Origin of the sequence: Citrobacter braakii (assembly GCF_002075345.1) — a bacterium.
GTDB lineage: Bacteria > Pseudomonadota > Gammaproteobacteria > Enterobacterales > Enterobacteriaceae > Citrobacter > Citrobacter braakii.
Window position 1 is genome coordinate 163,145 of record NZ_NAEW01000001.1, and the last position, 25,169, is coordinate 188,313.

Consider the following 25,169-nt stretch of genomic DNA (forward strand, 5'->3'; position numbering starts at 1 on the left):
AAAATATATGATGACTGTTTTCAGGCAGGCGCTGCTCTGTCTGTTATTGCTATGGCTGCCCGTATCCTGGGCGGCTGAACCCGGCTGGCTGCGTTCACCCGATAACGATCACGCCAGCGTGCGGTTACGCGCTGATACGTCCTCAGGCGGCGAAACTCGTCTGTTGCTGGATGTTAAACTGGAGGACGGCTGGAAAACCTACTGGCGTTCGCCGGGCGAGGGAGGCGTCGCGCCATCTATCGCCTGGCAAGGGGAAATGCCTGCGGTCGACTGGTTCTGGCCAACCCCTGCACGCTTTGAGGTCGCTAATATCACGACCCAGGGCTATCACGATAATGTGACGTTCCCGATGGTTGTGCGCGGCAGATCGCCCGCCACGCTTAGCGGTGTTTTGACGCTATCCACCTGTAGCAACGTTTGCCTGTTGACGGATTTTCCTTTTTCCGTGACCTCCACGACCCAGGACCCGACTTTTGCGCATGACTATGCGCAGGCAATGGGGCAGATCCCGCTTGCCAGCGGCCTGACCGATACTTTGCGCGCTGGCGCACGGGCCGGCGAGTTGGTCGTCGAGGCTCACCGCGCGGGAGGCTGGACTGCGCCTGGGCTGTATCTGGACGCCGTTGATGATGCTGATTTTGGCATGCCGCAAATTCACGTCGCAGGTGAGACGTTACGCGCCACGGTGCCCGTTCATGATGGTTGGGGGGAAGGCGCGCCGGATTTACGCGGTAAGTCGGTCACGCTGGTGCTGTCAGATAACGGTGTTGCCCAGGAAAGTCGTCTTGCGATTGGCGAAGCCCCGGTTATTGAGAACGCCTCACTCCCATTGTGGCAGGTGGTGCTAATGGCGCTGCTGGGCGGTTTGATCCTCAACCTGATGCCCTGTGTGTTACCGGTTCTCGGCATGAAACTGGGCTCTATTTTGCTGGTTGAGGAAAAAAGCCGTCGCCAGATCCGCCGTCAGTTCCTCGCATCGGTAGCCGGGATCCTGGTCTCCTTTATGGCCCTGGCGCTATTGATGACGGTGCTACGTTTAACCAATCAGGCGCTGGGCTGGGGGATCCAGTTTCAGAACCCGTGGTTCATTGGAGTCATGGTCGTGGTGATGCTGACGTTCAGCGCCAGCCTGTTCGGGTGGTTTGAATTCCGCCTGCCTTCGGCGATGACCACCACGCTGGCGACTCACGGTGGCAACGGCTTGTCGGGACATTTCTGGCAAGGCGCATTTGCGACCCTGCTCGCCACGCCGTGCAGCGCCCCGTTTCTGGGAACAGCGGTAGCGGTGGCATTGACCGCTTCGCTGCCAACGTTGTGGGGACTGTTTATCGCACTTGGTCTGGGGATGAGCTTGCCGTGGCTGCTGGTGGCTCTGCGTCCCGGTCTGGCGCTGCGTTTGCCGCGTCCGGGACGCTGGATGAATATTTTGCGGCGTCTTCTCGGTGTCATGATGCTGGGTTCGGCTATCTGGCTTACGACGTTGCTGCTCCCACATTTAGGGCTGGCCGGACACGCTAGTGCTAAAGAAAGCGTGAACTGGCAACCGCTTAGCGAGCAGGCGATTGAGGATGCGCTGGCGCAACATAAGCGAGTGTTCATTGACGTCACTGCCGACTGGTGCATCACTTGTAAGGTCAACAAATACAACGTGTTGCATAAAGATGACGTACAGGCCGCGTTGCAACAGCCGGATGTAGTGGCGCTGCGCGGCGACTGGACGCTCCCTTCTGAAGCCATCACCGAATTTCTGAAAAAACGCGGCCAGGTTGCTGTGCCGTATAACCAAATTTATGGCCCCGGTCTGCCGGAAGGCCAGGCGTTACCAACGTTGTTAACCCGCGATGCGGTATTGCAAACGTTGACCGACGCCAAAGGAGTAACCCCATGAAAATAATGATTGTTCTGCTGTTAACCCTGTTTTCTGCCGTCAGCGTAGCTAAAGAACCTGCACCGTTTACACCGGAACAGGAAAAGCAAATTGAAGCGTTAATCAAGGAGGCCCTGTTTAACGATCCCAACAGCCCGCGGATTGGCGCTAAGCAGGCGAAACTGACCCTGATAAACTTCACCGATTACAACTGCCCGTACTGCAAGCAACTGGATCCCATGCTGGAAAAAATTGTGCAGAAATATCCTGACGTGGCGGTAGTGATTAAACCTCTGCCGTTTAAAGGGGAAAGTTCGGAACTGGCGGCGCGGACCGTGCTGACTACCTGGCTTGAGCATCCGCAGCAGTTTCTGGCGCTACATGAAAAACTGATGCAGAAAAAGGGTTACCATACCGATGTCAGTATCAAACAGGCACAGGAAAAATCGGGAGCCAGTCCGGTGACGCTGGGTGCCCAAAGCGCTGAAACGCTAAGCACTAACCTGCAACTGGCGCGACTGGTGGGCGTGCAGGGCACCCCCGCAACGATTATTGGTGATGAGCTTATTCCCGGTGCGGTGCCGTGGGAAACCCTTGAGGAAGTGGTCAAAGAAAAGCTGGCGGCGGCCAATGCTCAGTAAACTGCGCCGCTGGCTGCGCGAAGGGCTGATCTTACTGGCGCTGTTGGCAGGGGCGATGCTGCTGATGGATGTCTGGCGCGCGCCGCAGCTCCCTGGCTCTTTTGACAGCACGCCTTTGCAAACGCTGGATGGTGAAACCGTCACGCTGGCGGCGCTCAGCAAAGACGAGCCGGTGCTGCTTTATTTCTGGGCGAGCTGGTGCGGCGTTTGCCGCTTCACGACGCCGGAAGTCGCCAGGCTGCGTTCGGAAGGGGCAAACGTGATGACCATTGCGTTACGCTCCGGCAGTGAAGCTGAGGTGTCTCGTTGGCTGTCGCGTAAAGGCGTGGACTTTCCGGTCATCAATGATGCGAACGGGGCAATCTCCCGCAGTTGGGCGATTAGCGTCACGCCCACGCTGGTGGTAGTGTCACAAGGTCGGGTGGTGTCAACAACCAGCGGCTGGACCAGCTACTGGGGCATGAAGCTGCGGCTGTGGTGGGCCAAAACGTTCTGATAATGTGCCGGGGAAACCCGGCATTTTTTATATTATTACCCGTAAGCGGGAAGACATATTTCGTTGCCTGGCGAAGCGAGCGCCGCGATTAACGTCCAGAATGGGTCATCTTCTCTTTTTCAGGAAAGTGCAACATGACGAGTTCGTTAGCGTTTGGGCCCGCTCTGGTGATGATGATTGCCGCCACGTTTGTCCTCGCCGGGATGGTAAAAGGCGTCACTGGTATGGGATTGCCCACCGTGGCTATGGGGATCCTCGGATCGCTTATTTCGCCGGTTGCGGCGGCGGCCATGCTGCTGTTGCCTTCGCTGATTAGCAATCTGTTTCAGTTTGGCGGTGGCGGAAATACGCGTCAATTAGTCAAACGACTGTGGCCGATGTTATTGACGGTGGTGGTGGCGACATTGCTTGCCAGCGCCTGGATTACCGGCGGCGACACCACCCGTACCCAGTTTGCGCTCGGCGTGGCGCTGGTGGCTTACGCTATCTGGACGCTGGCCGGAAAGAAAATCGCAGTGGCTCCGCAGCATGAAAAACCGTACTCCCTCGTCATAGGATTTGTTACTGGCTTATTGACTGGCGGAACCGGTGTATTTGTGATGCCCGCCGTGCCCTGGATCCAGTCATTGGGTTTTGAGAAAGATGAACTGGTTCAGGCGCTCGGGATCTCTTTTACGTTTTCGACATTGGCTTTGGCGCTTGGTCTGTGGTGGCACAACGCGCTGCCCGTACAGTCGTTGAGCTTATCGGCTTTGGCCATTGTTCCTGCGCTGATTGGTCAGTGGTTAGGAACCCGTGTACGACGGGTTATTTCTCCGCTCGTGTTTAAACGCTGTTTTCTGTTTTGTTTGGTCGGGTTGGGTATTGAGATGATGCTGCGTGCGGTGTGACCTGTGCGGTGACTTTAGAACGCATTCATGGCATCGTTAATTCAGACATTCAGTGTCAAAGAGGTCGCTATGGCATCAGTGATGTTAAGTGAGGAAGAGGGCGCTCTGGAGTCACGAATGGCGCTCACCGCGGCGGCGATGGCCGATAAATCGCGCTCGCGAATGTTGTGCGCCCTGATGGATGGCCGCGCCTGGACCGCGACCGAACTCAGCGCAGTGGCGGATGTGTCAGCGTCGACCGCCAGTGCGCATCTGGCGCGTCTGTGCGAACAACGTTTTGTTGTGGCGCTCGCGCAGGGCAGGCATCGTTATTTTCGCCTTGCAGGCTCCGATATCGCTGAACTGCTGGAGCGCCTGATGGGCGTGGCGTGGGCTACATCTACGCCACGAAAAATCACGACGCCGCCAGGCTTACGACATGCCCGAACCTGCTACGATCATCTCGCTGGCGAGGTGGCGGTGAGGCTGTTCGATACGCTGGTTTCCCGTCAATGGTTAACGCCGGATGGTGAAACGCTGACCTCTCTTGGGCAGGAAAAACTGGCACAAATGGGGATTGTCCTTGCTGCGAGCGCATCGCGGCGGAAATTAACCTGCGGTTGTCTGGACTGGAGTGAACGACGTTACCATCCCGGCGGCGTGCTTGGCGCATCGCTGCTACGCTGGCTGATTGAAAAACGATGGATAAAAACGGAGCTGAGTGGTCGCCGCGTCACCTTCACCCCGCTTGGCATTCGCAAATTAGAAACCGAGTTCGGTATTAAAACGACACCGTAGATGGTTCGTTTTGCGAAAGCGTTCCGGGAAATATGTCATATTTCTGTCACACTCTGTTGTGATTGATAACAACAAGAGGTCGTAGGGATGAATAAATCGTTAATCGCCGCAGCCGTGGCAGGGGCTGTATTAATGTCAACCGCCGCGCAGGCGCAGACCGCGCCGGAAGGCTATCAGCTTCAGCAAGTATTGATGATGAGTCGGCATAACTTACGCGCACCTTTAGCCAATAATGGCAGTGTTCTTGAGCAGTCCACCCCCAAACAATGGCCAGAATGGGATGTCCCCGGCGGACAACTCACCACCAAAGGCGGCGTGCTGGAAATCTATATGGGCCACTATATGCGAGAGTGGCTGGCAGAGCAGGGGATGGTGAAATCGGGCGAATGTCCGGCGCCGGGTACGGTCTATACCTATGCTAACAGCCTGCAGCGTACGGTCGCGACGGCGCAGTTCTTTGTCACCGGTGCTTTCCCGGGTTGCGACGTCCCGGTCCATCATCAGGAAAAAATGGGCACCATGGATCCCACCTTTAACCCGGTGATCACCGATGATTCCGCCGCCTTCAGCCAGCAGGCGGTTCAGGCAATGGAGAAAGAGCGTAGCCAAATGCAGCTCAACGACAGCTATCAGTTGCTTGAGCAAATGACCGACTACAAAGACTCTCCATCCTGCAAAGAAAAACAGCAGTGTTCCCTGACCGATGCCAAAGATACGTTTAGCGCGAAATATCAGCAGGAGCCTGGGGTTTCGGGGCCGCTGAAGGTCGGAAATTCGCTGGTTGATGCCTTCACGCTGCAATATTACGAAGGCTTCCCGATGGACAAGGTCGCCTGGGGCGAGATTAAATCCGATCAACAGTGGAAGGTTCTGTCGAAGCTGAAAAATGGCTATCAGGACAGCCTGTTCACCTCCCCGGAAGTGGCGCAGAACGTCGCCAAACCGCTGGTGAAGTATATTGATAATGCGCTGGTTACTGAACGCGTAAAAGCGCCAAAAATAACCGTGCTGGTGGGGCATGACTCAAACATCGCATCGCTGCTCACCGCGCTGGATTTCAAACCGTACCAGCTTCACGATCAGAACGAGCGTACGCCGATTGGCGGGAAGATTGTCTTCCAGCGCTGGCATGACAGCAACGCGAATCGTGATCTGATGAAAATCGAGTACGTGTATCAGAGCTCGCAGCAGTTGCGTAATGCTGACGTTCTGACCCTGAAATCCCCGGCGCAGCGCGTAACGCTGGAGCTGAAAGGGTGTCCGATAGATGCGGATGGTTTTTGCCCGATAGATAAGTTCGACAGCGTGTTGAATGAGGCGGCTAAGTAAAAGAAAAACTCCCCCGTGTTCGCGGGGGAGTCTGAGCGCTAGACGTTTTTGCGTTCGATAGTCTGTTCACCCCAAAAGAGCGAATCTTTGTCTGTTTTCTTAAAGGCTTTGATGAGCACCTCGTCGCTACCTTCTTCCCAAATTTTTTCCGCCAGTTTCTCGTCATAATGCGCGACTTCAAAAATGGCTTCGGCTATTTCCGGCGATGTATTGCGCAGACTTGCCCATTCGCCGACGCGATGGGCTTTCGCTTCTTGAGTTGGCATTCGAATCCTCCTGTTGAAGATTAGCCGTTGAGTTTTACTGCCAGACCTGCGACATATTCACCCTGATAGCGGGCGATAGATAATTCTTCCTGACTTGGCTGGCGTGAGCCGTCGCCTCCGGCGATGGTGGTTGCGCCGTAAGGGGTACCGCCGCGAACTTGAGAAACATCAAACAGCTCTTGCGCCGCGTAACCGATAGGCACAATCACCATCCCATGGTGAGCAAGCGTAGTCCAGGTTGATGTAATGGTTTGTTCCTGACCGCCGCCGGTTCCTGTCGAGCTGAATACGCTGGCGAGTTTGCCGTACAGGCCGCCTGAAGCCCACAGCCCGCCAGTCTGGTCGAGGAAGGTGCGCATCTGACCGGACATATTGCCAAAGCGTGTGGGGGTACCAAAAATAATGGCATCGTAATCTGCCAGTTCTTGCGGGGTTGCGACTGGTGCGTTTTGTGTTTTGCCACCAGCTTTGAGGAAAATCTCCGGCTGCATGGTCTCTGGTACACGCTTAATAATTACTTCCGCGCCATCTACCTTATTTGCGCCTTCTGCGACTGCATGGGCCATAGTTTCAATGTGTCCGTACATGGAATAATAAAGCACCAGAACTTTTGCCATTTTACACTACTCCTCGAGTTAACCGTGTCCGTAGCGACTCGCTACCTACCTTTAAAGATATGACGTACTGTCAGGAGTGCAAATTTCACAATCACTTCTTTGATTTATAACAATTTTTATAACAACTTCTCTTGTTGCAAAATGATACATATTTAACCGGGTGGAATTTGGTAGTCATAAGAAAGACTTATTGATTTCTCGCTGTGATTATTTCTCTATCACCACCAATCCTGTTGCAGGATATTACAGTTAGCGGCTGCTCAGGCCACGCTTCACTATGCTTAATCCCACGCAGTTATTTTCAGGGTATCGCCCGTAACGCTGCGTGAGGTATCACTCCTCAGTACCTATGCAATATGATGTCTAATCAATGACGGAGGTCAGTAATGGCAAACCATCGAGGCGGTTCCGGCAACTTTGCGGAAGATCGCGAAAGAGCATCAGAAGCAGGTCGAAAAGGTGGCCAGCACAGCGGGGGCAATTTTAAGAATGACCCGCAACGCGCTTCAGAGGCAGGCAAAAAAGGGGGCAAAAATAGCCACGGCAACAACAAATCGTAATTGCCGGGCTAGCTGTCAGATATGCCGTGACGGCTGAGGATCAGAGTCAGACGTTACGTAGCCACCCACCGCCGCCGGTTTCTTCCGGCGGTTTTTTTGTCTGCAAGGTTGAACTGTAACAAAACGCAACGCAGACTAACGACATTCAGTTAATCGGGTGTCTCATGTCATTACTTTCTCGTTATTCCTTCTCTGTTAAACCTCAGGAAGCGATCCTCATTGTGATCACTATGTTCTGGGGTGGCACGTTTTTGGCAGTGCAATATGCCGTTACCCTGAGCGGACCTTTTTTCTTTGTCGGCGTGCGTTTTGCCACCGCTGCGCTGGCGGTCGCGCTTTTGTCACTATGCACATTGCATAAACTGACGTGGCTGGAAGTCAAAGCAGGCATTGCGATCGGTATCGCAATTGCGTTGGGCTATAGTCTGCAAACCTGGGGGCTACAGTTTATTCCCAGCAGTAAATCGGCGTTTATTACCGCGATGTATGTGCCGTTGGTCCCGCTTTTACAATGGCTGTGTCTGGGGCGTATGCCCGGCCTGATGCCGTGTGTCGGCATTGTGCTGGCCTTTATCGGGTTGATTTTTCTCGCCGGACCGGGAGGCAATTTGCTGGCTTTAGGCGAAGGAGAGTGGATCACACTCGCCGGCGCGGTGGCGATTGCGGCAGAAATTATCCTGATTAGCGCGTGGGCGGGAAAAGTGGATGTGCGGCGGGTAACGGTGGTACAACTGGCAACCGCTTCGATAGTGGCGTTTATTGCGATGGGACCGGCCGGAGAGACCGTACCCCCGATGTCTACGGGATTGCTGGTGGTGGCGCTGGGGTTGGGGATTTTCAGTGCGATTATTCAGGTTACCATGAACTGGGCACAGCGCAGCGTTTCGCCGACGCGCGCGACGGTCATTTATACCGGTGAGCCGGTGTGGGCGGGGATCTTTGGTCGCCTGGCGGGGGAACGCTTACCGCTACTGGCTTTGCTCGGCGCAGCATTCATTATTGTTGGCGTGCTGGTCAGCGAACTGAAGTTCAAAAAGAAAAAAGGGGTAGTGCAAGAGGCACCGCCGGAGTCGCTTTAATTTAACCATTCACCGCGTGATTTGGTATGCTGACGCCCTCACAAGAAGGAGAGGGCGCATGGTCCAACGCGCAGAGAAAAAAACAGGTAAGCGCTCGCAGGCCGTCAGTGCAAAACGCCAGGCCATATTAACCGCGGCATTAAATATCTTCTCCCAATATGGGATCCACGGCACGCGTCTCGAACAGGTCGCTGAGCAGGCGGGTGTGTCAAAAACGAATCTGCTTTATTACTTCCCGTCAAAAGAGGTGCTCTATATTGCCGTTTTGCGGCAAATCCTCGACGTCTGGCTGGCTCCGTTGAAGGCTTTTCGCGAAGACTTTGCGCCGCTAGTGGCCATTAAAGAATACATTCGCCTTAAGCTGGAAGTGTCGCGCGATTACCCTCAGGCTTCACGACTGTTTTGTATGGAGATGCTGGCAGGTGCGCCTTTATTGATGGCTGAATTAACGGGCGATCTCAAAACGCTAATTGATGAGAAATCGGCGCTGATTGCCGGTTGGATCAAAAGTGGGAAACTGGCTCCGGTCGATCCGCATCATCTGATTTTTATGATTTGGGCTTCAACCCAGCACTACGCCGACTTTGCCCCACAGGTAGAGGCGGTAACGGGCGCAACGCTGCGTGATGAAGCCTTTTTTAACCAAACGGTGGAGAGCGTGCAGCGGATGATTATTGAAGGGATCCGCGTGCGTTAACTGGCTGGTGGTAACGGACAGCTTAAATCGCCCTCTTCGCACTGTAAGAGCGAGGCGAGAAACGCTTCACGCTCGTTGGTTTTATCCGTCAGACACTGGCTGGAAATCATCGCCTGGACGCTACCGCCTTCGGTGCCGGAACTGATTAACGCGCAGTCCGCATCGCGCAGGGTTATCCATGAGATTTGCGCTTTTTTCAGTAAATCGCGCTGGGTTGGGGCGGCGCGCTTAAGCGCATTCTGATAAGTGTCATTAAGTTTGGTGTCGGCCGCCTTAAACTGCTCTGCCGCACAGGTGTTCATCTCAATCTGAGTGTTCGCGTTGGCGCAGTCATCCGCCAGCGCCTGGCCGCTCAACAGCAGCGCTGCACATGTCAGTACGATTCGTTTCATGCTTCCCTCTGGATCCATAAAAAAAGGCCCCGTTACCGGAGTCATGCTTGTCAGTTAACGAGGATGAGTGGCACATACGGAGGTAATGAATCTGTTGCCTCCGGTATATTGCTACGTTCACCTTATGTTTGTCACTTCTCTGAAACGATCCTCCCTGTGAACGTGTTAAGGGTACTATCGCCGTACCCTTAACAATCCCGGCTCCCGGCGGGAAAATTGCCACTTCGTGGTCCCCTCCGTTTATTCCTCCAGGCTACCGGGCCGGGCGCGAGGAAACTTCCCTGTAAAACGCGCCCTGAACCCGCATCCCTGCGGGTTCTCCCTGCCTTACGGAAACACGTCGGCAATTTTCAGCCGGACCAGCCCACACCTGACCCCCTGCGTTTTTTATCTGAACAGCAAAACAGAGTTAACTGGAAGTCAGTGCGTTGCAGCGATGACCCCGGTCCGGCTGAAAATCGATGAGGCGTTGACGGCTGACCGGGTCTGCCCGCAGGGATGCGGGCAGAGGGGGCGGCCTGCAGGGACGCAGGCCCGGCCCCGACCCGAAGGCAGACGGCATAAGACGAATGAATCGCGCAGCGACGATTTTCCCGCCGGGAGCCAGGGATGCAAGGGAGGCGGCGGTGAGCCTCTCTTGCACGTTCACGGGTGTCTGAGCCTCAGAAAAGTGATACCACTGAGGTGAACGGAACCCTGAGCCGAAATCACATGTTCGCCGTAATGCTTAATTGACAGGCATTACCCCCTAACCGGAGCCTTAATTAACCACAACCTTAGCCGATTGTCATCAGGCTGGCGTTCCCCCCGGCAGCGGCGGTATTGACGCTCAGGGAGCGTTCAATGTACAGCCTCTCCAGCAGAATATTGCTTTCGCCACGGGCAAAGCCCTGGACTGATACAATCGCCCCTTCGCGGGCAGCTACCGCTTCGCACAGTGAACGCAGTTGGTCGGAATCGCCGTGGAAAATAACGGCATCAAACGGCTGCGTAGTGATGTTGTCCGCTTTGGCAAACTGAATGCGCCCGGAGACGGCGGCTGGCAGACGTTTTGCCAGTTCACGATGGAACGCATCATCTGGCCACAGGATTAAGCTACCAACGGAAGCCACAGCGGCAACCTGTACCAGCGCGTCCTGTTCATCATCGGCGATACACAGTACGCGTTCACGCGGCAACAGCGTCCAGGTATTGCGCTCGCCAGTGGGTCCTGGCAGCAGACGCTGAGTACCGGCCTGCGCCAGTTCGCCAAACTGCTGGCAGAGCGCCTGCAGTGAGGGTCGATCGGTTGCCCATTCGCTGAGCGCTTCCAGCGGCTGAACGAGTGCAGCTTTAAGCTGCGCATCGACCGGGTAGTCGGCATCCTGGCGGGCAAGCGTAATGCCTAACGCATTTTCCGGGCGGTTAGCCAGCAGGCGATACAGATACAGCGGTCCACCTGCTTTTGGCCCGGTACCAGACAAGCCTTCGCCACCGAATGGCTGCACGCCGACAACGGCGCCGACCATATTGCGGTTAACGTACAGGTTCCCCACGTGTGCCGATCCTGTGACCTGGGCGATGGTTTCATCGATACGAGTGTGTACGCCCAGCGTCAGGCCGTAGCCGGAGGCATTAATTTGCTCAATCAGGTTGCCCAGATTGTTACGGGTGTAGCGCACGACGTGCAGTACCGGACCAAACACCTCTTTTTGTAATTCGTCGAAGCTTTCCAGCTCGATCAGCGTCGGAGCAATAAAGGTACCGGTTTGCCATTCACGCGCATCGTCACTGTTGTCGCGCACGGCCTGAAATACCGGGCGTCCTTTGGCGCGCATGGCCTGAATATGGCGCTCAATATTGGTTTTGGCTTCTTCATCAATTACCGGCCCAATATCGGTGGTCAGGCGACCTGGATTACCCATGCGACATTCCGCCATCGCGCCGCGCAGCATTTTCAGCGTATGGTCGGCTACATCGTCCTGCAGACACAGGACGCGCAGCGCGGAGCAGCGCTGTCCGGCGCTGTCAAACGCTGAAGCCAGAACGTCGACCACGACCTGTTCCGTCAACGCGGAGGAGTCGACAATCATTGCGTTCATCCCACCGGTTTCGGCGATAAGCGGGATTGGACGCCCCTGAGCATCAAGGCGGGTGGCGATATTGCGTTGCAACAGCGTGGCGACTTCCGTTGAGCCGGTAAACATGACGCCGCGTACGCGCTCATCGGAAGTGAGCTGCGCCCCGACGGTTTCACCCTGACCAGGCAACAGTTGCACCACGCCCGGCGGTACACCCGCTTCGAGCAAAATAGCGATGCCCTGGGCGGCAATTAACGGGGTTTGTTCCGCCGGTTTCGCCAGCACGCTGTTACCCGCCGCCAGCGCGGCGGCAATCTGCCCGGTGAAAATGGCCAGCGGGAAGTTCCATGGGCTGATACAAACCACCGGTCCTAACGGTCGATGGGTTTCATTATCGAAATCATCGCGAACCTGACCGGCATAATAATGCAGGAAGTCTACCGCTTCGCGCACTTCCGCAATGGCGTTGCTGAAGGTTTTACCCGCTTCGCGTACCAGGATGCCAATCAACTGCTGCATCTGACCTTCCATCAGAACGGCGGCACGATGCAAAATGGCGGCGCGCTCTTGTGGCGGTGTGGCGAACCAGATCGGCGCGTTATTCGCTGCGTTCTGTAACGCCTGTTCCACTTCAGCGTGAGTCGCCTCACGCACGTAACCGACAATGTCTTTCGGCTCGGCCGGGTTAACGACTGGCGTCATTTCTCCGTCAGCAACCGGGTGCTCCAGAATGGGTTTAGCGTGCCATTTTTGTAGCGCGCTGTTGAGCAGGGCAGAGGACAGCGAGGCCAGACGATGTTCGTTAGCTAAATCCAGCCCGCCTGAGTTTTCGCGGCCTTTACCGTACAGGTCACGCGGCAGGGCAATCTTCGGATGCGGCAGACCGGCCTGACCTTCTTGCTGCGCCAGTTTTTCAACAGCCTCGACCGGATCGGCAACCAGTTCATCCAGCGGCAGGGTCGTGTCGGCAATGCGGTTGACGAACGAGGTGTTGGCGCCGTTTTCCAGCAGACGACGCACCAGGTAAGCCAGCAGCGTTTCGTGCGTGCCGACCGGTGCATAAATGCGGCATGGACGATTCAGTTTGCCATCCGCAACTTTGCCGGTGACCTGCTCATACAGCGGTTCGCCCATGCCGTGCAGGCACTGGAACTCGTACTGACCCGGATAGTAGTTTTGACCGGCTAACTGATAAATCGCCGCCAGCGTATGGGCGTTGTGGGTGGCGAACTGCGGGTAGATCAGATTCGGTACGGCAAGCAGCTTTTTCGCACAGGCCAGGTAGGAAACGTCGGTGTACACCTTACGGGTGTAGACCGGATAACCTTCCAGACCGTCCATCTGGGCACGTTTAATTTCGCTATCCCAGTAGGCGCCCTTAACCAGACGGATCATCAGGCGGCGGCGGCTGCGCGTGGCGAGGTCAATCAGGTAGTCGATAACATACGGGCAGCGCTTCTGGTAGGCCTGGATAACAAAACCGATCCCGTTCCAGCCTGCCAGTTCGGGTTCAAAGCACAGTTTTTCCAGCAGATCGAGGGAGATCTCCAGTCGGTCAGCCTCTTCGGCGTCGATATTAATGCCGATGTCGTACTGACGTGCCAGCAGAGTAAGCGATTTCAGACGAGGATAGAGTTCATCCATCACGCGATCGTACTGCGCACGGCTGTAACGCGGATGCAGTGCCGACAGCTTGATAGAAATACCTGGCCCTTCGTAGATACCGCGCCCGTTAGAGGCTTTACCAATGGCGTGGATCGCCTGCTGGTATGAAACCATATAAGCCTGTGCATCGGCGGCGGTCAGGGCCGCTTCGCCCAGCATGTCATAGGAGTAACGGAAGCCTTTTTCTTCCAGTTTACGCGCGTTAGCCAGCGCTTCAGCGATGGTCTCCCCGGTGACAAACTGCTCGCCCATCAAGCGCATGGCCATGTCGACGCCTTTACGCACCAGCGGCTCACCGCTCTTGCCGATAATACGGTTGAGTGAGCGTGAGAGGCTGGCTTCGTTATGCGTTGAAACCAGACGACCGGTAAACAACAGCCCCCAGGTCGCCGCGTTGACGAACAGGGATGGGCTGCGGCCAATGTGCGACTGCCAGTTACCGTTGCTGATCTTGTCGCGGATTAACGCATCGCGGGTCGCTTTATCTGGAATACGCAGCAAGGCTTCGGCCAGACACATCAGCGCGACGCCTTCCTGTGAAGAAAGGGAGAATTCCTGCAATAAACCTTGTACCATCCCGGCGCGACCGCTAGCGGTCTTCTGGTTACGTAGTTTGTCTGCCAGATCGTATGCCAGCTTATGCGCCTGCTCAGCGATAGGCTGCGGCAGACGAGCCTGCTCCATCAGCATCGGTACGGCGTCAGTTTCGGCGCGGCGGTAAGCAGCGGTGATTGCCGCGCGGGAAACTGACTGCGGCAGGATCTGTTCAGCAAATTCCAGGAAAGGCTGATGCGCTTCATTTTGCAACGTGGTCGACTCATCGCCCTCATTCGCAGCACCCGCCAGCAGGGCCGGTAGTTCAGGAAGCGCGTCGTCATTTTCCAGTCTTTCGAGATAATTAAAAATGGCTTGTTTGATCAGCCAATGTGGCGTGCGATCGATTCGTGATGCTGCTGTTTTAATACGCTCGCGAGTGGCGTCATCCAGCTTAACCCCCATCGTGGTGGTTCCCATGCCGTTTACTCCTGTTGTACTGAAATACGGGGCTGATAGTTACCGAGAAATATCCACTATGTTGCAACTTTGTGCAACCGTGTTAAATGTGACTTGGTTTGCAAGCTTGGAAATGAATGAAATGTTAATAAACGTGAGTGTTTTGACGGGGGCTATAAAAGTTGCCGAATCTTTTTCTCTGCGGTAGTTAACACTTTTAAAAGGTGCAACCTAAAAAAGTGTGAGAGAGTGCAACCTACAGAAAAATGCTATCTACTCTGGATTAAATTTGATGTAAATGGTGTGTTAAATCGATTGTGAATGACCATCGCTTCCGGCAGGATACGGTCGCCCTGGTAAACATAGATATCTTTGCCACGTTCCGGCAGGGTAATAAAACGGCAAGCCACGGCATTGCTGATACATAATTTTGGAGAGTTTTGATGGCTATTAGCACACCGATGTTAGTGACATTCTGTGTCTATATTTTCGGCATGATATTGATAGGGTTTATTGCATGGCGTTCAACCAAAAACTTTGACGATTACATTCTTGGTGGACGCAGTCTGGGTCCATTCGTGACCGCGTTATCCGCCGGGGCATCTGACATGAGCGGCTGGTTGCTGATGGGGCTGCCTGGCGCGATTTTCCTGTCGGGGATTTCAGAAAGTTGGATTGCTATTGGCCTTATTTTGGGTGCGTGGATCAACTGGAAACTGGTGGCCGGACGTTTACGCGTGCATACCGAATACAATAACAATGCGCTGACGTTACCGGATTACTTTACCGGTCGCTTTGAAGATAAAAGCCGAATTCTGCGTATTATCTCCGCGCTGGTTATTCTGCTGTTTTTCACCATCTACTGTGCTTCCGGTATTGTGGCAGGGGCGCGTCTGTTTGAAAGCACCTTTGGCATGAGTTACGAAACAGCGCTGTGGGCAGGGGCGGCCGCGACGATTATTTATACCTTTATCGGTGGTTTCCTGGCGGTAAGCTGGACCGATACCGTCCAGGCCAGCCTGATGATCTTCGCCCTGATCCTGACGCCGGTAATGGTAGTCATTGGCGTGGGTGGGTTTGACGATTCGCTGGAAGTGATTAAACAAAAGAGCATTGAGAACGTGGACATGTTCAAAGGGCTGAATTTTGTTGCCATTATTTCCCTGATGGGCTGGGGTCTGGGCTATTTCGGTCAGCCGCATATTCTGGCGCGCTTTATGGCGGCTGATTCTCACCATAGCATTGTTCATGCCCGCCGCATCAGTATGACCTGGATGATCCTGTGTCTGGCAGGTGCAGTTGCCGTTGGCTTCTTTGGTATCGCTTACTTTAACAACAACCCACAGCTTGCCGGTGCCGTTAACCAGAACGCCGAACGCGTGTTTATTGAACTGGCGCAAATCCTGTTCAACCCGTGGATTGCCGGTATTCTGCTGTCTGCTATCCTCGCAGCGGTGATGTCGACCCTGAGCTGCCAGCTGCTGGTGTGCTCCAGTGCAATCACCGAAGACTTGTATAAAGCGTTCCTGCGTAAAAATGCCAGCCAGAAAGAGCTGGTATGGATTGGTCGCATCATGGTGCTGGTTGTGGCGCTGGTGTCTATCGCGCTGGCGGCGAACCCGGAGAACCGTGTGCTTGGTCTGGTAAGCTACGCCTGGGCCGGCTTTGGCGCGGCGTTTGGTCCGGTGGTTCTGTTCTCCGTAATGTGGTCGCGTATGACGCGTAACGGCGCGCTGGCCGGGATGCTCATCGGTGCGGTGACGGTAATCGTCTGGAAGCAGTTTGCCTGGTTGGGTCTGTATGAAATCATCCCAGGCTTTATTTTCGGCAGCATCGGTATTGTGGTCTTCAGCCTGTTGGGTAAAGCGCCTTCAGCCGCTATGCAGCAACGTTTTGCCGAGGCTGATGCGCATTATCACACAGCTCCGCCATCACGTTTACAGGCAGAGTAATCCGCCTCGATCTTTAAGCCCGCCGCGTGCGGGCTTTTTTATTTGTCCCCGCTGCAAACCGCCCTAATCGTTACCCGCCTAACTGTTTACATTAAGTCATCATTCTCAAAACATTCTGCTTGAGTTTTTCTTTACTGTAATGATAATCACTATCACTGTAATTTACTTTTCTTTTCATCAATTGACTGAGAATAACGTTTAAGGGTTCTTCGCATGTTTGTTCCATTTCTTATTATGTTGCGCGAAGGGTTAGAGGCCGCGCTGATAGTCAGCCTGATTGCCAGCTACCTGAAACGGACTCAGCGTGGTCGATGGATTGGTGTGATGTGGATTGGTGTTCTGCTGGCGGCGGCGTTATGTCTGGCGTTAGGCGTTTTCATCAATGAAACCACCGGTGAATTTCCGCAAAAAGAACAGGAGCTGTTTGAAGGCATCGTGGCGGTCATTGCCGTGGTGATCCTCACCTGGATGGTGTTCTGGATGCGTAAAGTTTCGCGCAACGTCAAAGTCCAGCTTGAACAGGCTGTCGATAACGCGTTGCAACGCGGCAATCATCACGGCTGGGCGCTGGTGATGATGGTCTTTTTTGCCGTTGCCCGTGAAGGCCTGGAATCGGTGTTCTTCCTGCTGGCGGCATTCCAGCAGGATGTAGGCATTTGGCCACCGTTAGGTGCGATGCTGGGGCTGGCCACCGCAGTGGTACTGGGTTACCTGATTTACCTCGGCGGCATTCGCCTCAACCTCGGGGCATTCTTCAAATGGACCAGCCTGTTCATTTTGCTGGTGGCCGCTGGTCTTGCCGCTGGGGCCATCCGCGCGTTCCACGAAGCCGGGTTATGGAATCATTTTCAGGATGTGGCGTTTGACATGAGCAGCGTGCTTTCAACGCATTCGCTGTTTGGCACATTGATGGAAGGTATTTTCGGCTATCAGGAAGCGCCGAGCGTCAGTGAAGTCGCCATTTGGTTTATCTACCTGATTCCGGCATTGATTATGTTTGCACTGCCGCCGCGTTCAGGCACTACGGCATCGCGTACCGCACCCTGATAAAAACGCGATGCAGAATACTCCTTAGTTACAACATACTTATTTATAGGGATAGGTTATGACGTTTAATTTTCGCCGTAGTGCGCTGCAGTTGGGTATTGCCGCGCTGTTTGCCTCCGCTTTTTCTGCACAAGCCGCCGATATTCCGCAGGTGAAAGTCACGGTTAACGACAAACAGTGTGAGCCGATGACGATCACGGTTAACGCTGGGAAAACGCAGTTCATCATCCAGAACCACAGCCAGAAAGCGCTGGAGTGGGAGATCCTTAAAGGGGTTATGGTGGTTGAAGAACGTGAAAACATTGCGCCGGGCTTTAGCCAGAAAATGACAGCTAACCTGCAGCCAGGTGAATATGATATGACCTGCGGTCTGTTGACCAACCCGAAAGGCAAACTAATTGTAAAAGGTAGCGCAACGGCGGATGCCGCGCAGGGCGATGCTCTGCTGAGCCTAAGTGGCGCGATTACTGAATACAAAGCCTATGTGACAGCCGAAACTGCACAACTGGTTGCGGGCACCAAAGCATTCACCGATGCGATTAAAGCTGGCGATCTGGAAAAAGCGAAATCGCTGTATGCGCCAACTCGTCAGCATTATGAGCGTATTGAACCGATTGCTGAACTGTTCTCCGATCTCGACGGCAGCATCGATGCACGTGAAGATGATTATGAGCAAAAAGCCGCCGATCCTAAATTCACCGGCTTCCACCGTCTGGAGAAAGCGTTGTTCGGCGACAACACCACCAAAGGTATGGACAAGTATGCCGACCAATTAAACCGCGATGTTCTTGACCTGCAAACGCGTATTAGCGAACTGGCCTTCCCACCGTCAAAAGTGGTTGGCGGGGCAGCAGGACTGATTGAAGAAGTCGCTGCCAGCAAAATTAGCGGAGAAGAGGATCGCTACAGCCATACCGATCTGTGGGATTTCCAGGCCAATATCGATGGCGCGCAGAAAATCGTCGATCTCCTGCGCCCTCAGTTACAAAAATCCAATGCTGAGCTGTTGGCGAAGGTGGATGCGAACTTCAAAAAAGTCGATACCATTCTGAGTAAGTACCGTACCAAAGACGGTTTTGAAACCTATGACAAACTGACCGACGCCGATCGCAATGCGCTGAAAGGGCCAATCACGACGCTGGCGGAAGACTTGTCGCAATTACGCGGTGTTCTGGGTCTGGATTAAGCAAAATGCAGCAAGATAATGAAAACGGCGTGAGCGAACCTTCACGCCGACGTTTACTGAAAGGGATGGGCGCCCTGGGTGGGGCGCTGGCGCTGGCGGGTGGATGTCCGGTTGCCCACGCGCAAAAACCACAAAGCGCGCCGGGAACGCTGTCCCCCGATGCGCGTAGTGAAGCGCAGCCGTTTTATGGTCAGCATCAGGCAGGGATCCTGACGCCGCAGCAGGCATCGATGATGCTGGTGGCGTTCGATGTTCTCGCCAGCGATAAGGCTGATCTGGAACGCTTGTTCCGCTTGCTGACCACCCGATTTGCGTTTCTGACCACGGGCGGGCCGGTGCCGGATACGCCGAACCCGCGTTTACCCCCTATGGATTCCGGTATCCTCGGCGCATACATTGCGCCAGACAACCTGACGATGACGTTGTCAGTCGGCGCCTCGCTATTTGATGAACGTTATGGCCTGAAATCGCAGATGCCGAAAAAGCTGCAAAAAATGACCCGCTTCCCGAATGATTCGCTGGATGCGGCGCTGTGCCATGGTGATTTGCTGCTGCAGATTTGTGCCAACACGCAGGACACCGTTATCCATGCGCTGCGCGATATCATTAAACATACGCCCGATCTCCTTAGCGTGCGCTGGAAACGTGAAGGGTTTATTTCCGACCATGCCGCGCGCAGCAAAGGCAAAGAGACCCCGGTCAACTTGCTTGGTTTTAAGGATGGCACCGCGAATCCGGACGCGACGGATGCGAAGTTGATGCAAGACGTGGTGTGGGTTACGGACGGGCAGGGCGAACCTGTCTGGGCGCAAGGTGGTAGTTATCAGGCCGTCAGGCTCATTCAGTTTCGCGTCGAGTTCTGGGATCGTACGCCGCTGAAAGAGCAGCAAAAGATATTTGGTCGAGATAAACACACCGGCGCGCCGCTGGGTATGCAGTACGAGCATGATGTGCCTGACTATGCCAGCGATCCCGAGGGTGAGGTGATTGCGCTCGACAGTCATATCCGCCTGGCGAATCCGCGCACGAAAGAGACCGAGTCCAGCCTGATGATGCGCCGTGGCTACAGCTATTCGCTCGGTGTGACCCCATCCGGTCAACTGGATATGGGACTGTTGTTTGTCTGCTATCAACACGATCTGGAAAAAGGCTTTTTGACTGTGCAGAAACGCCTCAACGGTGAAGCGCTGGAAGAGTATGTCAAACCAATTGGTGGGGGCTACTTCTTTGCTTTGCCGGGTGTCAAAACCGCAGATCAATATCTGGGACAGTCTCTACTCGAAGCCTGATGATTACGCCCCGTTGTACAGCGGGGCTTTTCCTGACATCTGTATGAATGAACAAATTATTTTTTATGATCGGTACGAGACTGAAATAATTCTGTCATCTCTCTGCAAGAGACTGTCTCTGGTGATTAGATAGAATTTAAGTTAACGACAAGTAAAAATATTGTTGCATTAACGAAAGATTATGATGTAATTATAAGAAACAGCGGTAGTTCCCGGCGGTGATAGTCGTTCACTATGGAGATCGCGATGGAAAAGTCCTGTATTGGACTCATTTTTCACAGTAGCTGCAGTACGTTACGCGGACGTTTCTCTTCCGGTAGCCACCTCGTCACCGCTAAATCTCTCTCCCTTTCACTTCTTATCTTCGTAACTGACACCTTGTACGGTGCGCGTAGCCGTGTGTGGCGTCTTATCCGAAAGCAAGCAATGGCTTACAAGGAAGCCAACCCTCAGATGTTCGTGCGCATAATCGTGCCGCCAACGGCGCGTGTGATGTATACCTACAACTCAAGGTGCTATCCATGGGAAGACAAAAAGCAGTGATCAAAGCTCGTCGTGAAGCAAAACGTGTGCTGAGGCGGGATTCGCGTAGCCATAAACAACGTGAAGATGAATCGGTCACCTCGCTTGTGCAGATGGGCGGCGTAGAAGCGATTGGTATGGCGCGTGATAGTCGCGACGCCACGCCAATCACGGCGCGGAATGAAGCTCAGGCCCAGTACCTGAATGCTATCGAGAGTAAACAGCTGATCTTCGCTACCGGTGAAGCCGGGTGTGGTAAAACCTGGATCAGCGCGGCAAAAGCAGCAGAGGCCCTGATCCACAAAGACGTGGACAGGATCATTGTAACCCGTCCAGTTCTGCAAGCTGATGAAGACCTCGGCTTCTTACCTGGAGATGTTTCCGAGAAGTTTGCGCCTTATTTTCGTCCAGTGTATGACGTGCTGGTGAAACGTCTGGGCGCCTCCTTCATGCAATATTGCCTGCGGCCTGAGATTGGTAAGGTGGAAATCGCGCCATTCGCCTATATGCGTGGACGCACATTTGAAAATGCAGTGGTCATTCTTGACGAGGCTCAGAATGTTACTGCAGCACAGATGAAGATGTTTTTGACTCGCCTCGGGGAGAATGTGACGGTGATTGTGAACGGGGATGTGACCCAGTGCGATCTACCCGCCCACGTTCGCTCAGGGCTAAGCGATGCGCTGGCCCGTTTCGAAGAAGATGATATGGTTGGGATTGTTCGTTTCAATAAAGACGATTGCGTCCGTTCGGCACTCTGTCAGCGGACGCTCAATGCTTACAACTGATAAGTACTCCGTCTTCAAGGCCCGGGAAACCGGGCTTTGTTATTTGACGTCAGCAGATTACTTTCTTTTGCTGCTCCAGTAGTTGGCGCAGGCCTGGTCAAACAACTGGTTATTTTCGTCTATTTTCTTTAGCGCTTGTGCCAGAAAGGTCAGTAGGTCATCCTTATAAATCCCACCTACCGTAGTTTCTTTTCGTAAGATCCCATTGCTGGTGTAGGTTTTTTTAATGGTGACGTTATGCCTGACGTTGCAAATAACCGTTCGCTGATACTCTTCGTAGAATCGGCTGTCAGGATCGAAAAACGTATTTATTTCATTCGGTGTACGTTTGAGGATTTTTCGCGAGAAAACCTTCAACGGAATAAATCCTGCTTCGTCTGCCTGCGACATGAGCTCATCCAGCAAAGTTCCTTCTATGTTTAACATGCCGTTATTTTCCTGATTGCTTGAGAAAGCGGTTGTTACAGCATAAGAGTGGATTGGATAATGTGCAACGGGGCGGGGGATGATGCTTGATAGCGCGATGCTTATCAGACCTACAGGTTAACGCTATTCAGGACGAGTCACATGCGAAAAAAAAAGCCCGTACTTGCGTATGAGCTCTTTCTCGAATATGGCAGTGAGGGGGGGATTGACTCGCTTCGCTCGCCCTTCGGGCAGCCTGTTCGCTGCGCTCTCAGTCTGTCCAACTGGCTGCGCCAGTTGTCGACCCCCGGTCGGGGCTTCTCATCCCCCCACAGGCGTGCAACATGCGAAAAAAAAGCCCGTACTTGCGTACGAGCTCTTTCTCGAATATGGCGGTGAGGGGGGGATTCGAACCCCCGATACGTTGCCGTATACACACTTTCCAGGCGTGCTCCTTCAGCCACTCGGACACCTCACCATATTGTTGTTCCTGTGCTACCGGAACGGGCGCTAATTTAGGGAAATACCGCTCCGGCGTCAATCAACTTTTTGAAAAAAACGTGCATTTACACAAACTTCAATCAATATGCAGCTTAAATAAGCGGGAATTGTTTTTTTTGCCAGCACCCTAAAATTTGCTACTCTGATGTTCCCTCGAAAAATGATGATTATAAGTGCGAGTACGTTCCGCATAACAATGTTCAGGAGACGCTATGGATATAATTTTCTATCACCCAACATTCGATACAACCTGGTGGCTAAATGCGCTGACAAAGGCCATACCTGGCGCGCGGGTCCGTGAGTGGAAGGCAGGTGATAATGCGCATGCTGACTACGCGCTGGTCTGGCATCCTCCGGTTGAAATGCTCGCCGGACGAAAATTAAAAGCCGTATTTGCGCTGGGTGCGGGCGTCGATTCTATTCTCAGTAAACTAAACGCTCATCCGGAAATGTTGGATGCGTCGATCCCGCTTTTCCGTCTGGAAGATACGGGGATGGGCCTGCAAATGCAGGAATATGCGGTTAGTCAGGTATTGCACTGGTTCCGTCGCTTTGATGACTACCAGGCATTAAAAAACCAGGCGAAATGGCAACCGTTGCCAGAATATACCCGCGATGAGTTTAGCGTCGGGATCATGGGCGCTGGTGTTTTAGGCGCAAAAGTTGCAGAAAGTCTGCAAGCATGGGGGTTCCCGCTACGCTGCTGGAGTCGTACGCGTAAATCCTGGTCTGGTGTGGAAAGCTTCGCCGGTACCGAGGAACTGGGCGCGTTTTTGAGTCAAACTCGCGTGCTGATCAACCTCCTGCCTAATACGGCAGAAACCGTAGGCATTATTAACGCTGATTTACTAAGCCAATTGCAGGATGGCGCTTACGTGCTCAACCTGGCGCGCGGCGTTCATCTCAATGAAGACGATCTTCTGGCATCGCTGGACAGCGGCAAAGTGAAAGGTGCCATGCTGGATGTCTATAGCCGTGAACCGCTGCCGGAAACCAGCCCGCTATGGAAACATCCGCGTGTGGCAATGACGCCGCATATCGCCGCGGTAACACGCCCGGCAGAGGCGGTGGACTACATCTCCCGTACGATTTTGGACCTGGAAAGTGGGAAATCCGTAACGGGTCAGGTCGATCGCGTTCGGGGATATTGATGGTAACCCGGCAAGTGCCGGGTTTGAGCTAATAAATGGCGACGATACCTGCTATCCTTGACGGAAAATGACTACAGGAGAGAGTTATGTATCCCGTTGACCTGCATATGCATACCGTCGCCAGTACCCACGCCTACAGCACCTTAAGTGATTACATCGCTGAAGCCCATCGCAAAGGCATCAAGCTGTTTGCCATAACCGATCATGGACCGGACATGGCGGATGCGCCTCATCACTGGCACTTTATTAATATGCGCATTTGGCCTCGTATCGTTGATGGCGTAGGGATCCTGCGCGGTATCGAGGCGAATATTAAGAATATTGAAGGCGAAATCGACTGTTCAGGTCCGATGTTTACCTCCCTGGATCTCATCATTGCGGGCTTCCATGAGCCGGTTTTTGCACCTCACGATAAAGACACCAATACCCAGGCAATGATAGCCACGATGGCCAGTGGTCACGTGCATATCATCAGCCATCCGGGGAATCCTAAATATCCCGTGGATATCACAGCGATTGCGCAGGCGGCGGCAAAATACCAGGTCGCGCTGGAAATCAATAACTCCTCGTTTTTGCATTCGCGTAAGGGGAGTGAGGACAATTGTCGCGCGGTCGCTGCGGCAGTGCGTGATGCCGGAGGCTGGGTGGCGTTAGGATCGGATTCACATACCGCTTTCACACTGGGTGAATTTGGTGAATGCCGTAAAATTCTGGATGATGTAAATTTCCCGGAAGACAGAATTTTAAACGTCACCCCTAAACGCCTGCTGGCGTTTCTGGAATCGCGAGGCATGGAGCCGATCGCGGAATTTGCTGAACTGTAATTGTTACTAACTGGAATATATCAATGAACGAGTTTTCTATCCTGTGTCGTGTACTGGGCTCGCTGTTTTACCGCCAACCGCAGGACCCTTTACTGGTTCCTCTGTTTACCCTGATTAGTGAAGGTAAACTGTCCGCCAACTGGCCGCTGGAACAGGACGAACTGCTCACTCGTCTGCAGAAAAGCTGCGATATGCCTCAGTTGGCTGCGGATTACAACGCGCTGTTTGTCGGCGACGAGTGTGCGGTGCCGCCTTATCGTAGCGCCTGGGTAGAAGGGGCGAAAGAATCCGATGTTCGTGCTTTTCTTTCTGCCCGCGGAATGCCGCTGGCAGATACGCCTGCAGATCATATTGGCACGCTGTTGCTGGCGGCTTCATGGCTTGAAGACCAGTCTGCGGAAGATGAAAGTGAAGCACTCGAAACCTTGTTTGTGGAATACCTGTTGCCCTGGTGCGGCACGTTCCTTGGCAAAGTTGAAGCACACGCAAACACACAGTTCTGGCGTACCATGGCACCGTTAACGCGTGATGCCATTGGCGCGATGTGGGACGAATTGCAGGAAGATACTGAAGAGTAAATGTGATTTATATCACATTAAACTGCAACTCAAATTACATCATTGCATGAATTGTGTGCACGATCTCATTCCCATGCCGTTTTTCTGCTAAGATACGCGGCATGAACATACTTCTCTCAATTGCAATCACAACGGGCATTCTCTCTGGGATTTGGGGATGGGTGGCCGTATCTCTTGGTTTACTCAGTTGGGCTGGCTTTCTGGGCTGCACGGCCTATTTTGCCTGTCCGCAGGGTGGGCTGAAAGGGTTGTGGATCTCGGCGTGTACGCTGCTAAGCGGTGTGGTGTGGGCGTTGGTGATTATTAACGGTAGCGCGCTTGCCCCGCATATGGACATTATTGGTTATGTCATGACGGGAATTGTCGCGTTTCTCATGTGTATTCAGGCAAAGCAATGGTTGCTTTCATTTGTGCCGGGCACCTTTATTGGCGCCTGCACAACGTTTGCAGGGCAGGGTGACTGGCAGTTGGTCGTGCCATCTCTGGCGCTGGGGCTGGTATTCGGCTATGCGATGAAAAACAGCGGATTGTGGCTGGCATCTCGTCGTGAGAATCGGCTATCGTCGACGTTGACCAGTAAATAAAAAAAGCGTGAGG

General features: G+C 53.8%; 24 protein-coding genes and 1 tRNA gene. 19 read left to right on the forward strand and 6 right to left on the reverse strand.

All coding sequences use genetic code 11. The features are described from left to right. The first annotated feature begins 7 nt into the window (after positions 1-7). From BZK42_RS00840 to agp, 6 genes are all read left to right on the forward strand, one after another. Positions 8-1,888 (forward strand): cytochrome c biogenesis protein CcdA, encoded by a 1,881-nt coding sequence (locus BZK42_RS00840; RefSeq protein ID WP_080858579.1) that lies wholly within the window; start codon positions 8-10, stop codon positions 1,886-1,888. Next, positions 1,885-2,508: a DsbA family protein gene (locus BZK42_RS00845; protein WP_080858580.1), complete on the forward strand. Its 624-nt coding sequence runs from the start codon at positions 1,885-1,887 to the stop codon at positions 2,506-2,508. The genes BZK42_RS00840 and BZK42_RS00845 overlap by 4 nt, the downstream gene beginning before the upstream one ends. Further along, on the forward strand, positions 2,498-3,004 hold the full coding sequence (locus BZK42_RS00850; protein WP_080858581.1) for a protein disulfide oxidoreductase: 507 nt from the start codon (positions 2,498-2,500) through the stop codon (positions 3,002-3,004). Before BZK42_RS00845 ends, BZK42_RS00850 begins: the two co-directional genes overlap by 11 nt. A 134-nt stretch (positions 3,005-3,138) precedes the next feature. After that, a complete protein-coding gene (locus BZK42_RS00855) occupies positions 3,139-3,894 on the forward strand; it encodes a sulfite exporter TauE/SafE family protein (RefSeq protein ID WP_016156161.1) in 756 nt (251 codons plus the stop codon). Positions 3,895-3,963: 69 nt separating this feature from the next. Beyond that, positions 3,964-4,671, forward strand: coding sequence for an ArsR/SmtB family transcription factor (locus BZK42_RS00860; protein ID WP_016152579.1), 708 nt, complete (start codon positions 3,964-3,966; stop codon positions 4,669-4,671). Between the two features lie 87 nt (positions 4,672-4,758). Then, a complete protein-coding gene (gene agp, locus BZK42_RS00865; RefSeq protein ID WP_016156163.1) occupies positions 4,759-6,000 on the forward strand; it encodes a bifunctional glucose-1-phosphatase/inositol phosphatase in 1,242 nt (413 codons plus the stop codon). A 38-nt stretch (positions 6,001-6,038) separates the two neighbouring features. On the opposite strand, the gene BZK42_RS00870 is transcribed toward agp, so the two are convergent. Then, positions 6,039-6,266, reverse strand: a complete 228-nt coding sequence (locus BZK42_RS00870) for a YccJ family protein (RefSeq protein ID WP_016152581.1) — start codon at positions 6,264-6,266, stop codon at positions 6,039-6,041. Between the two features lie 20 nt (positions 6,267-6,286). After that, the gene (wrbA, locus tag BZK42_RS00875; protein ID WP_003832057.1) at positions 6,287-6,883 is read right to left on the reverse strand and encodes an NAD(P)H:quinone oxidoreductase; all 597 of its coding nucleotides are present in this window, start codon (positions 6,881-6,883) and stop codon (positions 6,287-6,289) included. 386 nt (positions 6,884-7,269) lie between these two features. Here wrbA and BZK42_RS00885 point away from each other — a divergent pair, with 386 nt between their 5' ends. The 3 genes from BZK42_RS00885 to rutR all read left to right on the forward strand — a co-directional run bounded on the left by BZK42_RS00885 (position 7,270) and on the right by rutR (position 9,219). Beyond that, positions 7,270-7,443 (forward strand): con-10 family general stress protein, encoded by a 174-nt coding sequence (locus tag BZK42_RS00885; RefSeq protein ID WP_003036022.1) that lies wholly within the window; start codon positions 7,270-7,272, stop codon positions 7,441-7,443. Positions 7,444-7,607: 164 nt separating this feature from the next. Next, a complete protein-coding gene (locus BZK42_RS00890) occupies positions 7,608-8,522 on the forward strand; it encodes a DMT family transporter (protein ID WP_080858582.1) in 915 nt (304 codons plus the stop codon). A gap of 58 nt (positions 8,523-8,580) precedes the next feature. Beyond that, a complete protein-coding gene (gene rutR / locus BZK42_RS00895) occupies positions 8,581-9,219 on the forward strand; it encodes an HTH-type transcriptional regulator RutR (RefSeq protein WP_016156165.1) in 639 nt (212 codons plus the stop codon). On the opposite strand, the gene BZK42_RS00900 is transcribed toward rutR, so the two are convergent. Both BZK42_RS00900 and putA read right to left on the reverse strand, forming a co-directional pair. Next, positions 9,216-9,611, reverse strand: a complete 396-nt coding sequence (locus tag BZK42_RS00900; protein WP_016152584.1) for a lysozyme inhibitor LprI family protein — start codon at positions 9,609-9,611, stop codon at positions 9,216-9,218. The two genes, rutR and BZK42_RS00900, sit on opposite strands and share 4 nt — an antisense overlap. Positions 9,612-10,387: 776 nt before the next feature. Continuing rightward, positions 10,388-14,350: a trifunctional transcriptional regulator/proline dehydrogenase/L-glutamate gamma-semialdehyde dehydrogenase gene (gene putA / locus BZK42_RS00915; RefSeq protein WP_047501093.1), complete on the reverse strand. Its 3,963-nt coding sequence runs from the start codon at positions 14,348-14,350 to the stop codon at positions 10,388-10,390. A gap of 422 nt (positions 14,351-14,772) precedes the next feature. Between putA and putP the strand changes: the two genes are divergently transcribed. The 6 genes from putP to phoH all read left to right on the forward strand — a co-directional run bounded on the left by putP (position 14,773) and on the right by phoH (position 21,113). Next, on the forward strand, positions 14,773-16,281 hold the full coding sequence (putP, locus tag BZK42_RS00925; RefSeq protein WP_016152586.1) for a sodium/proline symporter PutP: 1,509 nt from the start codon (positions 14,773-14,775) through the stop codon (positions 16,279-16,281). Positions 16,282-16,494: 213 nt separating this feature from the next. Beyond that, positions 16,495-17,328, forward strand: coding sequence for an iron uptake transporter permease EfeU (gene efeU, locus BZK42_RS00930; RefSeq protein WP_019076441.1), 834 nt, complete (start codon positions 16,495-16,497; stop codon positions 17,326-17,328). Between the two features lie 58 nt (positions 17,329-17,386). Further along, the gene (gene efeO / locus BZK42_RS00935) at positions 17,387-18,514 is read left to right on the forward strand and encodes an iron uptake system protein EfeO (RefSeq protein ID WP_016156169.1); all 1,128 of its coding nucleotides are present in this window, start codon (positions 17,387-17,389) and stop codon (positions 18,512-18,514) included. Between the two features lie 5 nt (positions 18,515-18,519). Beyond that, positions 18,520-19,803 (forward strand): iron uptake transporter deferrochelatase/peroxidase subunit, encoded by a 1,284-nt coding sequence (gene efeB / locus BZK42_RS00940; RefSeq protein WP_080858583.1) that lies wholly within the window; start codon positions 18,520-18,522, stop codon positions 19,801-19,803. 246 nt (positions 19,804-20,049) lie between these two features. Next, positions 20,050-20,346, forward strand: coding sequence for a hypothetical protein (locus BZK42_RS28870; RefSeq protein WP_169922376.1), 297 nt, complete (start codon positions 20,050-20,052; stop codon positions 20,344-20,346). Continuing rightward, the gene (gene phoH / locus BZK42_RS00945) at positions 20,325-21,113 is read left to right on the forward strand and encodes a phosphate starvation-inducible protein PhoH (protein WP_016152592.1); all 789 of its coding nucleotides are present in this window, start codon (positions 20,325-20,327) and stop codon (positions 21,111-21,113) included. Before BZK42_RS28870 ends, phoH begins: the two co-directional genes overlap by 22 nt. 57 nt (positions 21,114-21,170) lie before the next feature. Here the strand turns inward: phoH and BZK42_RS00950 are convergent, their stop codons facing one another. Both BZK42_RS00950 and BZK42_RS00960 read right to left on the reverse strand, forming a co-directional pair. Further along, entirely contained in the window at positions 21,171-21,539 is a 369-nt protein-coding gene (locus BZK42_RS00950) for a hypothetical protein (RefSeq protein ID WP_080858584.1), read from the reverse strand. A gap of 369 nt (positions 21,540-21,908) precedes the next feature. Continuing rightward, positions 21,909-21,996 (reverse strand) — tRNA-Ser (locus BZK42_RS00960). A gap of 235 nt (positions 21,997-22,231) precedes the next feature. Between BZK42_RS00960 and ghrA the strand changes: the two genes are divergently transcribed. The 4 genes from ghrA (at position 22,232) to BZK42_RS00980 (ending at position 25,156) form a co-directional block, all read left to right on the forward strand. Continuing rightward, positions 22,232-23,170: a glyoxylate/hydroxypyruvate reductase GhrA gene (gene ghrA, locus BZK42_RS00965; protein WP_016152594.1), complete on the forward strand. Its 939-nt coding sequence runs from the start codon at positions 22,232-22,234 to the stop codon at positions 23,168-23,170. Positions 23,171-23,256: 86 nt separating this feature from the next. Next, complete coding sequence (locus BZK42_RS00970) at positions 23,257-23,994, forward strand: phosphatase (protein ID WP_016156173.1); 738 nt, start codon at positions 23,257-23,259, stop codon at positions 23,992-23,994. 23 nt (positions 23,995-24,017) lie between these two features. Further along, entirely contained in the window at positions 24,018-24,572 is a 555-nt protein-coding gene (locus tag BZK42_RS00975; RefSeq protein ID WP_016152596.1) for a TorD/DmsD family molecular chaperone, read from the forward strand. Between the two features lie 101 nt (positions 24,573-24,673). Continuing rightward, positions 24,674-25,156, forward strand: coding sequence for a DUF1097 domain-containing protein (locus BZK42_RS00980; RefSeq protein ID WP_080858585.1), 483 nt, complete (start codon positions 24,674-24,676; stop codon positions 25,154-25,156). Positions 25,157-25,169: the final 13 nt, after the last annotated feature.